This is a genomic window from Euhalothece natronophila Z-M001 (assembly GCF_007904085.1).
Lineage (GTDB): Bacteria > Cyanobacteriota > Cyanobacteriia > Cyanobacteriales > Rubidibacteraceae > Halothece > Halothece natronophila.
Map to the genome: position 1 here is coordinate 1,218,380 of NZ_CP042326.1, position 11,544 is coordinate 1,229,923.

Sequence of the window (11,544 nt, forward strand, 5' to 3'; positions counted from 1 at the left end):
TATTTAGCGATTGCTTATTCGTTGTTATCTTATCATAAGACTCAACAAATAATTATGAAGATTTAAGGAAAAAAGTCATATCATTAATGCCATGAATAATATCGCTATTGAAACAAAAGGATTAAGCAAACAATATGATCGCGATCTAGCTGTTTGTGATGTTGATCTAAAAATTGAAACCGGAGAAGTTTATGGTTTAATTGGCCCCAACGGAGCAGGAAAAACCACCTTAATCCAGATGTTAGCAGGAATAATTGAACCAACAGTTGGGGAAGTTTATTGGTTTGAGGAAAAAGTAAAATTTAATACCTCTCATTTTTCTCTAAAACGTCGCCTTGGGTATCTTCCTGATGATTTTCCCCTTTATGATGATCTCACTGTTTATGATTATTTAGAATACTTTGGTCGCCTTTACTTTTTACGTCAGCCCCAGTTAGATCGTCGTCTTCAAGAAGTTTTAGAACTACTCCAACTTACCTCTAAACGCCATAGCTTAATTTCTACTTTATCTAGGGGGATGCAACAAAGATTAAGCTTAGCCCGAACCATTATCCATGAGCCAATTTTATTACTTTTAGATGAACCAGTTTCTGGTCTTGACCCCCTTTCTAGACAACAGTTTCGGGAAATGATAAAGGTTTTACAAGAAGCTGGAATGACAATTTTAATTTCTTCTCATGTGTTAAGTGATTTAGCTGAAATTTGTACTTCTATTGGTATCATGGATTTAGGATATTTAGTTGAAAGCACCTCTTTGCAACAACTTTATCAGCGTTTTCCTGAAGAAGAGCTAGTAATTTCTGTTTTAGACAATCTAGAGCAATTAGCTAACAAAATCAATGACTTTAAAGAAGTAGAAAGTTATCAAATTATTGCTGAAGAAAATAAAATCAAAGTGCAATTTACAGGAAGTGAGCAGGAAAAATCAGACTTACTGCGATCGCTGCTTAATGAAGGCTTCTCTATTGCAGATTTTCGTACCGAAAAGCCAAATTTAGAACAAGTATTTTTGAAACTGGATCATCAACAACCTTCGTAAAAACATAGTTCATTAGTGCTTTATATTTTCTCACTCTCGCAGTTCCCAAGAAAATATTAACTATAATAAGATTGGTTTTCCTAGACTAAATATGATAAAAAAGCAGTAAAATTAGTTATTGGTTTACAAATAACGAAGGACAATTAAGATGCTACTGTTGCCAACAGGCTATACTAGACGCAATTCTGAGCGCAATAAGGAGTGATAATTATGTTAAAGTCTGCGCGATCGCGCATTAGTGATTGGAATCCACAACTGGTACGAGAAATTAAAGGACGCTGGAAAGGGCGTAATCTCATTATTGCCGTAGGGGCTTCTGTATTTGCTCAACTTTCAACTTATCTAGTCTTTAATGAGAGAATTCCCTCTCAGGCGGGGCGTATTCATCGCTATTGTGTTGGCACTCCTCCTGAAGACAGTATTAGCCCTGCTCAATTTCACAATCCTCCCAGTAATTATTGTTCCGAAAATGGGGCTGGAGAAATCATAACTAACTGGCAATTATGGTGGTTAGATTTATTCACATTTCTCAGTGTTTCTTTCCTAATTATTCTTTTAGTAGCTGGTACTTATCTCCTAATTACGAATCTTGCTCAAGAAGAACAAAAAGGAACATTAAAATTAGTTCGTCTTAGTCCTCGTTCTGTGGGAAATTTATTAGTTGGGAAAATGTTAGGCACTCCCATTCTAGTTTATAGCGCAATTTTCCTCGCTTTGCCACTTCAGTTTATGGCAGGGGTTTCTGCCGGGATTCCGATTAGCTTAATTTTCGGATTTTATGTGGTTGTGATTGCTAGTTGCGCCTTTTTTTACAGTGTGGCGTTACTTTATGGCTTAGTTAGTACAGGCTTAGGAAATTATCAGGCTTGGTTAGGAACAGGAACCATGTTTTGTTTTCTAATCTTTGCCACTCATCTTGGCCTTGATAATCATCTCGTTAACCACAATACGTTGGACTGGTTGGTTCTATTTTACCCTGGCAAAATTTTACCCTACTTAATTGGACAAACCCCACATTCGTTAGGAACAATTGGCTATTTTCATCTGAAAGAAATGGCAAGTTTGACCTGGTATGATTTTCCACTTTGGGAAACTGCCTCAGGCGCGATCGGGCTTTTACTCTTAAACTACGCATGGTGGACTTATTGGGTTTGGCAAGGGCTGAAACGATGTTTCCATAACCCTAAAGCCACGCTTTTAAGCAAACAGGAAAGCTACTGGATTACCGGAAGTCTTACAGTTTCCCTAGCTGGTTTTATGTATCCCAGTACCGATCAATCTGTTAATTTAACTGAAAACTTCCAATTGTACTTGTTGCTACAATTTTTCTTTTTCTTTTTACTAATGAGTGCCCTTTCTCCTCATCGTCAAACTTTACAAGATTGGGCAAGATATCGTTATCAAAATAATGACAAAGCCACTCGTAACCTCGTAACTGATTTAATGAAAGGAGAACAGAGTCCAGCTCCTGGCGCGATCGCGCTTAATCTCCTCTCCAGCATGATTATTATCCTTCCAGCGGTAATTATGTTTCCCTTCGGCAACAGTCGATTAGAGATCTTAAGCAGTCTCATCATGGCTAGTACTGTCTTTTTATTCTATGCTTCTTTAGTGCAGTTAGTACTGCTGATGAAAACAGAAAAGCGTACCCTCTTCGCTACAATTGCCGTTGCCAGTGTGATATTAATTCCAACAATTCTGGGAGCTACACTTGGCTTTCCCCCTGAGTTTACTTTCCTCTTTTTCCCTACTTACGAGATTGGTGCCATGAGTGCAGGTTCAATTATCTTTACCCTAATGATGCGATCTCTTGCCATTATTGCCTGTAACGTAGCACTCAGTTCTCAACTAAAAAAAGTAGGAGCATCCCAGAGCAAAGCCCTATATTCCGAATCAAAAATCCTTTCCCAAGGTTAAAACCAAGTAGGGTGGGGTAAACTCCCCCACCTTACGTTGTCAACTACTTAACGGTAACCTTAGCACCAGCTTCTTCTAGCTGAGATTTCATATCTTCTGCTTCCTCTTTGGCAATGCCCTCTTTGAGTGCTTTCGGAGTTTCTTCCACTAAGCCTTTTGCTTCTTTCAAGCCTAAGCCAGTGATACCGCGAACGATCTTGAGAACAGCAATTTTCTTATCAGAGGGAACTTCATCAAGCACCACATCAAACTCAGTTTGCTCTTCTGCAGCTTCTTCGCCACCGCCACCAGCACCGGGAGCAGCTGCCATCATCATGCCACCACCTGCGGGCGCTGAGGCATCAACACCAAATTCCTCTTCAATCTGTTTGACCAATTCCGAGGCTTCTAAGAGAGAAAGAGTTTTTAACTGTTCGAGAATTTCATCCGTTTTTGCAGACATTGGTTTTGACTCCTAAATAAAATGAATAAATTACGCTGCGTCTTGGTTTTCTTTTTCTGAAACTTCCTTGATTGCCCGTGCCAAAGAAGTAGGAACTTCCTTGATCCCCGTGGCAATTTTGGTCGTATTGGCATTGATAGCCCGAGCAATGCGTGCAATGAGTTCTTCCTTGGAGGGAAGATCCCCAAGTGCATCCACTTGCTCTTTACTCAAGGTTTGACCTTCCATCACGCCACCACGTAACTCAGTTTTCTTGGTGGCTTTAGAAAAGTCGCGATAGGCTTTAACCGCATTACTCAAATCATCCTTAACAAATAAAAATGCCGAGGACTCTCTGAGAAAATCTTGTAACGGTTGCCAATCTTCATCCCCATCAACGGCTCGACGCATCAGGGTGTTTTTAGCAACTTTACAAGTCGCGCCAGACTCACGCAGGCGACTGCGTAAATCAGCAATTTCAGACACGGATAACCCTTTATAGTCAATCACAACTGTTAGCTGCGATTCTTGTAAGAGTTCTTGTAACTCCGTGACAACCCGTTTCTTATCTTCTAGTGTTCTACCCACACGCGCTTGCACCTCCTAAATGTTACGGTTTATGTCCCCTCTCATCAAAAAGACCTCGGATAAGACTCCGAGGTTTGATGACCCGCCCTCCCAACCGCCTAAAATGAATTAGGCAACAAGGGGAACTATTGGCGCATCTACCTCGGCAGGATATTAAGCGTTTTTCGCTCCTGCTGTCTTTGGCATCTGCCAGATTAGCTTTGATTCAGTTGTTACGCTGCCTCTGGCAACTTATAATCGCGCAAGGCAGCAATATCAATTTCAATGGCTGGACCCATACTAGCGGCAACGTAAATACTTCGCCAATACTTACCTTTCGCTCCTGAGGGGCGATTACGATCAATAGTTTCTTGTAAGGCTTTGAGATTAACTAATAGGTCTTCTGTGGAAAAAGAAGCTTTGCCAAACATAACATGAACAATCCCTGCGCGATCAGCGCGGAACTCTTGTTTCCCGGCTTTAAATTCCTGAATGGCTGCTTCGAGTTCAGTGGTGACTGTTCCTCCTTTCGGCGAAGGCATTAACCCCCTTGGCCCCAAGACACGCCCTAATTTTGCCACTTGAGGCATCATATCAGGGGTTGCAATGACAATATCAAAATCCATACGACCGTTTTGGATTTCTTGAATTAATTCTTCTGAGCCCGCCACATCAGCACCAGCGTTGGTTGCTTCATTCACTTTTTCTCCACGGGCAATGACGGCGACTCGTACTGATTGCCCTGTTCCATTGGGGAAGGAAACAGTGGTTCTTAATTGTTGATCACTATATTTGGGATCAATCCCTAAGCGAATATGAGCTTCCGCTGTTTCTTCAAATTTAGCAGTTGCAGTTTCTTTTAATAAAGCAAGAGCCTCTTGAGGATCATAGGGGCGATCCTCGACTTTTTCTAATAGCTCTCGCATCCGTCGCGATAATTTTTTTGCCATTTTTCTCTCCTTGGGTTAATAACGAAGCACAAGCCTCTCCCCGATAAACATCATTAATTTTAGTCTTTCAGAGTAATTCCCATATTACGAGCGGTTCCCTCAACTACTTTCATCGCTGCCTCAATGTCATTACAGTTAAGGTCAGGCATTTTCGTTTCAGCAATTTCTTGTAATTGCTGACGGGTAATTGCTCCTACTTTCTGTTTATTGGGTTCACTAGAACCTTTTTCAATGCCAGCTGCTTTTTTCAAGAGAACTGCAGCAGGAGGAGTTTTGAGGGTAAAGGTAAAACTGCGATCTTCATAGACCGAAATTTCAACGGGAATGACCATTCCTGCTTGGTCAGCGGTTTTGGCGTTGTATTCTTTACAAAACGCCATAATATTGACCCCATGTTGCCCTAGTGCGGGGCCAACGGGAGGGGCAGGGTTTGCTTTACCAGCAGGAAGCGCCAATTTAATAAGCGCAACAACTTTTTTTGCCATGATTAGCCTTGTTTTTCAACTTGATTAAATTCCAATTCCACTGGGGTTTCCCGTCCAAATATGGAGAGAAGGGCTTTTAGTTTATTCCTTTCTGAACTTACTTCCACCACTTCTCCTTCAAAGTCTTTGAACGGTCCACTAAGAACTACGATCTTATCACCCACTGCAACTTTTGCCTGAACAACCGGTTCTTGTTCTTCGCTTTGTCGGAAAATACGTTCCACTTCTGATGAACTTAAGGGCATCGGTTCCACATGACCGCGTCCTCGCCCATAGGGACGCTGTTTTTCTGCGCCCACAAAGTTAATGATATTGGGTGTGTTTTTGACCACTTGCCAGGTTTGACTATCCATGACCATTCGGATCAACACATACCCTGGAAAAACTTTCTCTTGGCTTTGTTGCTTGGAGCCATCTTTGCGTAGTTTAACAATTGGCGTTTGCGGGATCTCAATTTGCAAGATGCGATCAGCAACATCAAGGGTTTGACTTCGTTGCTCTAAATTCGCTTTTACCCGCTTCTCACAGCCTGAAGCTACTTGAATAGCATACCATCTCGGTTTGAGATCAGTGGGCTGCTCAGAATTAGGTTCTTGCTGTTGGTTATCGGTGGCAAAACTCATTAAAACACCTGTCCTGCAATCCAAATAAATAGATTGTCAAATAAGTAAACAATTGTGGCAACAAGGGTCACCATGAGAATTACCCCTGCTGATTCACTAATTAGCTGTTTGCGACTGGGCCAGACAACTTTCCCGAGTTCGTCTTTCGTTCCTTTTAAGAACTCGACTAGGTCAAATTTTTCTTCTGCTTCCCTAGCTTCTTTGACGTTTCCCTCGGGGCGCTTGCTTTTTTTCTGCTCCTTTTTTGCTTTTGCCACAATCCAAATCCCCTTTTCTAGGACTTACTTCATTACTGAAAAAGTTTCCCCCAGCACAGCTCGAAACTGATAACAGGGGGAGAGACTAATGAGCGCGCCCTGGAGGACTCGAACCCCCGACATCGGGTTTTGGAGACCCGCGTTCTACCAACTGAACTAAGGACGCACAACTTGAGATTTGCATCTTAGCACATTAGCCCTAACTTTAGTTTAGCATTTTTTATCTAAACTTGCTGTTATTACTAATGACTAAGTTTTACGATCAAAGCGTTCTTGAACACGGGTAGCTTTACCTACGCGATCGCGCAGATAATACAATTTCGCCCGTCTTACTTTACCCCGACGAATGATTTTAATATCTTTTACGCGAGGAGAATGCAGTAAAAATACTCGTTCTACGCCAATCCCTTGAAACACTCGTCTAACAGTAATTGTTTCGTTAATGCCACCGTGACGTTTAGCAATCACAGTGCCTTCAAAGGGCTGGGTACGAGTTTTTCCACCTTCTTGAATTAAAACGCCGACGCGAACGAGATCACCGACGTGAATCGTAGGCAGATCAGTTTTCATCTGCTCTTGTTCAATAGAGCGGATTATATCTTGAGCATTCATGGCTTTCCCCAAAAAAATGTCACAGCCTTTTATCATACAAGAACTTTTGATTTTTAGCAACTTAACCTTCTCTTTACCTAAAAGGATTATGGTTGAGGGTAGGCCTTCCCAATTTGCTATGGCTCACCTACTTGGGTTTTAATGATGAGACATCAATCAGGGAGTGTTCCATGTCATTAGTCACTGGTTTACCAGAGAGGAATCTCCAAAATGGAAGAATGTTCTTCATAAAACTGCTATAATTTATTACTTTAGACAATTAAGTTGTCCAAAATTTGATGCTAAAATTATTGTTTCCCTTTATTAATTAAAACTAGAATAAATATGAATATTGATTATCAGTATATGCCTAAATTCCAAAACACAGAATCCAAAAATATTGAACTAACAGCAGAAAACGTTAATGTTTATTATGGTTCTACTTTAGCGGTTAAGGGGGTAAACCTTGATATCCATAGCCATGAAATTACTGCTTTTATTGGGCCTTCTGGTTGCGGTAAAAGTACCATGCTACGATGTTTTAATCGTCTCAATGATTTAATTCCAGACGCTAAAGTAGAAGGAAATATTACTTTCCGAGGGCAAAATTTATACGAAAAAAAGGTTGATCCTGTGCAAGTTCGTCGCCATATTGGGATGGTTTTTCAAAAGCCAAATCCCTTTGCTAAGTCCATTTATGATAACATTGCTTTTGCGGCGCGAGTCAATGGTTTTCGCGGTAAAGATATGGATGATTTGGTGGAAAATGCGTTACGCCAAGCCGCGCTTTGGGATGAGGTCAAAGATAAGTTAAAAAGTAATGGTTTATCCTTATCTGGGGGACAGCAACAACGGTTATGTATTGCTCGCGCGATCGCGATTCAGCCAGAAGTAATTTTAATGGACGAACCCTGTTCTGCACTTGATCCCATTTCTACTCTTAGTATTGAACAGTTATTACTAAACCTTAAAGATAAATATACAATTATTATTGTGACTCACAATATGCAACAAGCTTCTCGGGTATCTGATCGCACTGCCTTTTTTAATGCGAGAGCTACTGAAAAAGGTAAGCAAGGATATCTAGTGGAATATAGTGATACTAAAACTCTTTTCCAAAGCCCTGTGGAAGAGGCTACGCAACAGTATGTTACGGGGGCTTTTGGTTAAGGGATTAGCCAAGTTGATTGCTATAGCAGTTTTCACGCTTCTTGAGGTGTTTGTCCTTCGTTGTTTGTAAACCAATGACTAATAAGGAATACAGCCTAAGAAACGCTATAGTGGTTCCACAAATTATCTTTTACGCGACACCCGTTAAAATATTATGTTATCCAGAACTGTAATCTAATACCGAATAACTATTACAATGTCTTTAAGCTCAATGGGTGATAATCAATCCTCACAATGGGACTATGCTGCTTATGTGGAACAAACTGCACAACTGTTAGGGATCGAAATCCCTGAAGCTTATCAGCAGGGAGTAGTGGAAAACATGGCTCAACTAAGCGCGATCGCGCAACAGGTAATGGAATTTCCTCTCCCACCAAATACTGAAATTGCTCCTGTATTTAAGCCTTAAAAATTGTTAAAATATGAAGACTGATCAAGTAAAAACAAAATTATGTTTGCTGGAAAACGACCTACGAATTTAGGTGTAAAAGCGGGAAAACTCGCTCCTTGTCCCGAAACTCCTAATTGTGTCTCTAGCCAAAGTGAGGATCCAAAACACAAAATAGCTCCTCTTCCCTATGTTGAGATTGACGACATCAAAAAAATTGTTAATAATATGGAGAGGACAAGCATTGTCGAACAAAATGAGAATTACCTTTACGTAGAATTTAAAAGTAAGCTCATGGGATTTGTAGATGATGTAGAGTTTCACAAAGATGATGTTAACCAAGTAGTTAACGTTCGTTCGGCTTCTCGCCTAGGAAAATCAGATTTAGGCGTTAATCGCAAGCGGGTTGAGACAATTCGTGAAGCATTAGAAGCCATTAACAAATAATTGAGGAAATCAAACATAATTAACCATGAATATTTCTCCATAATTGATGATCAAAAAAGCCAAAGTTTAGAAATAAATAATTACCGAGCAAGAACATTAGTATATCAATTTTTTAAATGGAGAGTGGAGCTGTTAGTGACATATTTCCCCTACTCAGTGCAGCAGAAACCGAAACTTTAGACTGGTTATTATCCGTTGCAGTAGAGGAAGAGTTTGCAGCTGAGGAAATTATTCTCAGTGATCAATATTGGGGAAACGCTGTTTACTTTATTATTTCGGGTTGGGTGAAAGCAAGACGCTGGTATAACGACACACCGATTACTTTATCAATTCAAGGACGAGGGGATTTTTTTGGGGAAAGTGCTGTTTTAGATGAACCCCCACGGGCGACAGAAATGGTTACTTTAAGTGAAACTAAAGTAATGAGTATTTCCGCCCAACGTTTTATCCAAACCCTTTTCCAAGATCCTCAACTTCATCATAAACTTTTACAAATTACAGTTCGTCGCCTCAAACAAACTGATATTCGCTTACAGTTACGTCATTATCCTTCTACAGTGAAGTTAGCTTATACCTTAGTTTATTTAGCCGAGAATTATGGTAAGCCCACTGAAGATGGAATGGAGGTTTTACTTTTTCCTGAACAAGATATTGCTGACATTGCTGATCTAGACTTAGAACAAACCCAAAAATATATGACTAAATTTCAAGATAAAGGTTGGCTAGAAATCAATAAATATGAGCACACTTTATCGATTAACAACTTTCGACAATTAAGTCACTTAGCTGGAGGCAATTTTTAAGCAGTTACTAGTAGAACAGATCAAAAATCATATAACAAATAATCAACCATGACTGAAGCAACTATTACCCGCACCCCTGTAACTGAAAAAACACAACCACAATTATCCTACGAAGTTTCCTTACCAGAACCGCAAACTCATCTATATGAAGTTAAATTAAATATTGAAAACTGGCAAAGTAACATCCTTGATATCCAATTCCCAGTTTGGACACCTGGTTCTTATTTAGTTCGAGAATATGCTCGCCATATTCAACAATTAACAGCTTATAATTCTGATAACCAAAAGCCTCTTGCTCTGGAGAAACAAAGTAAAAATCATTGGCAAGTTGAAACTAAGAATGCAAAAAATATTACCATCAGTTATAAAGTTTACGCCAATGAATTAACCGTCAGAACAAATCATTTAGATTCTACTCACGGCTATTTTAATGGAGCGGCCCTTTTCTTTTATATTCCGAGCTTAGAAGAGCAACCTCTAACTCTTAAAATTATTCCCCCTACTCCAGAGTGGAAAATTACTACCCCTTTAACAGCAGTCCAAGGAGAAAAAAATACCTTTTTTGCCCCGAATTTTGACACGTTAGTCGATAGCCCCTTTGAAATAGGCACTCATGATCTTTATGATTTTCAAGTGCTAGGAAAGTCGCATCAATTAGCAATTTGGGGAAGAGGAAACGCAAGCGCTGAAACAATTATTGAAGATATCAAGAAAATTGTTGCCACCGAAGCCGATATTTATAAAGAACTGCCCTACGATCACTACATCTTTTTATTGCATCAAGCCGCCAGTGGCTTCGGAGGATTAGAGCATAAAAATTGCTGTTCCTTAATTTATCCTCGATTTGGATTTCGTGCTTCCGATAAATATAATCGCTTCATGCAACTGGTTGCCCATGAATTTTTCCATCTTTGGAATGTGAAACGGATTCGCCCGCAAGCCTTAGAAAACTTTGATTATAGCCAAGAAAATTATACCACTGCCCTTTGGTTTGCAGAAGGAACGACTAGTTATTATGATGCATTAATTCCAATGCGTGCAGGAATTTATGATGCCAGAACTTGTCTTGATAATTTAGGGAAAGATATTTCTCGATTTTTAACCACTCCAGGGCGAAAAGTACAACCCTTAGCGGAATCCAGTTTTGATGCTTGGATTAAATTATATCGTCGCGATGCCAATAGTGATAATAACCAAATTTCTTATTACCTAAAAGGGGAATTAGTCTCGCTCTTACTTGACTTATTAATTCGCACTAAACATAATAATCAGCGTTCCATGGATGATGTGATGCGATCGCTGTGGGAAAAATTTGGCAAACCTGAAATTGGCTATACCGAAGCCCAATTAAAATCAGTTTTAGAAGCCGTTGCTGAAACCGACTTAACCGACTTTCTCAATACTTATCTCCATACCACTACCGAACTGCCCTTAGCCGACTATTTACAACCCTTTGGCTTACAAATTACACCCACCAAGGATACTACCCCTTACTTAGGAATGAGAGTGGCGCAGGAAAATGGCGCAACCATGATTAAATTTGTAGATGCGGAATCTCCTGCCGGTATTATGGGGATTGATGCAGGAGATGAATTATTAGCCATTGATGGAATTCGGGTTAATGCCGATCAACTCAGCGATCGCTTAAAAGACTATCAAGGAGGAGACACAATTACTGTTACCATTTTTCATCAAGATGAGCTACTTACCTGTACTGTTACTCTTGCCTCGCCACAACCTAAGGAGTATCAAATCACTAGTATTGAAGAACCCTCCAAAGAACAAAAAGAACTTCTATTTGGTTGGTTAGGAGTCGCTACCGTTTAAAACCCATATCAGTTGAGGATTCCTGATTAGTTATTGTTCATTCATGATTCATGCAAGGT

The 11,544-nt window shown here is 40.0% G+C and carries 14 protein-coding genes, 1 tRNA gene and 1 other annotated feature; of the genes, 7 read left to right on the top strand and 8 right to left on the bottom strand.

Features of this window, described 5'->3' with window-relative positions:
• Positions 1-91: 91 nt before the first annotated feature.
• Positions 92-1,039, top strand: coding sequence for an ABC transporter ATP-binding protein (locus tag FRE64_RS05740; protein ID WP_146295072.1), 948 nt, complete (start codon positions 92-94; stop codon positions 1,037-1,039).
• 210 nt (positions 1,040-1,249) lie between these two features.
• Positions 1,250-2,956 carry an ABC transporter permease family protein gene (locus FRE64_RS05745; protein ID WP_146295073.1) on the top strand — a complete coding sequence of 569 codons (1,707 nt, stop codon included), beginning with the start codon at positions 1,250-1,252 and terminating at the stop codon, positions 2,954-2,956.
• 43 nt (positions 2,957-2,999) lie between these two features.
• Here the strand turns inward: FRE64_RS05745 and rplL are convergent, their stop codons facing one another.
• The 8 genes from rplL to rplS form a co-directional block, all read right to left on the bottom strand.
• On the bottom strand, positions 3,000-3,398 hold the full coding sequence (gene rplL, locus FRE64_RS05750) for a 50S ribosomal protein L7/L12 (protein ID WP_146295074.1): 399 nt from the start codon (positions 3,396-3,398) through the stop codon (positions 3,000-3,002).
• A gap of 30 nt (positions 3,399-3,428) precedes the next feature.
• Positions 3,429-3,965 carry a 50S ribosomal protein L10 gene (gene rplJ / locus FRE64_RS05755; protein WP_146295075.1) on the bottom strand — a complete coding sequence of 179 codons (537 nt, stop codon included), beginning with the start codon at positions 3,963-3,965 and terminating at the stop codon, positions 3,429-3,431.
• A gap of 37 nt (positions 3,966-4,002) precedes the next feature.
• Positions 4,003-4,166, bottom strand: a sequence feature (ribosomal protein L10 leader region).
• A gap of 11 nt (positions 4,167-4,177) precedes the next feature.
• Positions 4,178-4,894, bottom strand: coding sequence for a 50S ribosomal protein L1 (gene rplA / locus FRE64_RS05760; protein ID WP_146295076.1), 717 nt, complete (start codon positions 4,892-4,894; stop codon positions 4,178-4,180).
• 59 nt (positions 4,895-4,953) lie between these two features.
• Complete coding sequence (rplK, locus tag FRE64_RS05765; protein ID WP_146295077.1) at positions 4,954-5,379, bottom strand: 50S ribosomal protein L11; 426 nt, start codon at positions 5,377-5,379, stop codon at positions 4,954-4,956.
• 2 nt (positions 5,380-5,381) lie between these two features.
• Positions 5,382-6,002, bottom strand: coding sequence for a transcription termination/antitermination protein NusG (gene nusG / locus FRE64_RS05770; protein ID WP_146295078.1), 621 nt, complete (start codon positions 6,000-6,002; stop codon positions 5,382-5,384).
• On the bottom strand, positions 6,002-6,259 hold the full coding sequence (gene secE, locus FRE64_RS05775) for a preprotein translocase subunit SecE (protein WP_146295079.1): 258 nt from the start codon (positions 6,257-6,259) through the stop codon (positions 6,002-6,004). The genes nusG and secE overlap by 1 nt, the downstream gene beginning before the upstream one ends.
• Positions 6,260-6,352: 93 nt before the next feature.
• Positions 6,353-6,425 (bottom strand) — tRNA-Trp (locus FRE64_RS05780).
• Positions 6,426-6,508: 83 nt separating this feature from the next.
• On the bottom strand, positions 6,509-6,871 hold the full coding sequence (gene rplS / locus FRE64_RS05785; RefSeq protein WP_146295080.1) for a 50S ribosomal protein L19: 363 nt from the start codon (positions 6,869-6,871) through the stop codon (positions 6,509-6,511).
• Between the two features lie 324 nt (positions 6,872-7,195).
• Between rplS and pstB the strand changes: the two genes are divergently transcribed.
• From pstB to FRE64_RS05810, 5 genes are all read left to right on the top strand, one after another.
• Positions 7,196-8,020 (top strand): phosphate ABC transporter ATP-binding protein PstB, encoded by an 825-nt coding sequence (gene pstB, locus FRE64_RS05790; RefSeq protein WP_390622257.1) that lies wholly within the window; start codon positions 7,196-7,198, stop codon positions 8,018-8,020.
• A 196-nt stretch (positions 8,021-8,216) separates the two neighbouring features.
• Positions 8,217-8,429, top strand: coding sequence for a DUF4089 domain-containing protein (locus tag FRE64_RS05795; protein ID WP_186709000.1), 213 nt, complete (start codon positions 8,217-8,219; stop codon positions 8,427-8,429).
• Between the two features lie 42 nt (positions 8,430-8,471).
• Complete coding sequence (locus FRE64_RS05800; RefSeq protein WP_146295081.1) at positions 8,472-8,855, top strand: DUF1499 domain-containing protein; 384 nt, start codon at positions 8,472-8,474, stop codon at positions 8,853-8,855.
• 116 nt (positions 8,856-8,971) lie between these two features.
• On the top strand, positions 8,972-9,658 hold the full coding sequence (locus tag FRE64_RS05805; protein WP_146295082.1) for a Crp/Fnr family transcriptional regulator: 687 nt from the start codon (positions 8,972-8,974) through the stop codon (positions 9,656-9,658).
• Between the two features lie 48 nt (positions 9,659-9,706).
• Positions 9,707-11,485 (top strand): M61 family metallopeptidase, encoded by a 1,779-nt coding sequence (locus FRE64_RS05810; protein ID WP_146295083.1) that lies wholly within the window; start codon positions 9,707-9,709, stop codon positions 11,483-11,485.
• The last annotated feature ends 59 nt before the right edge of the window (positions 11,486-11,544 follow it).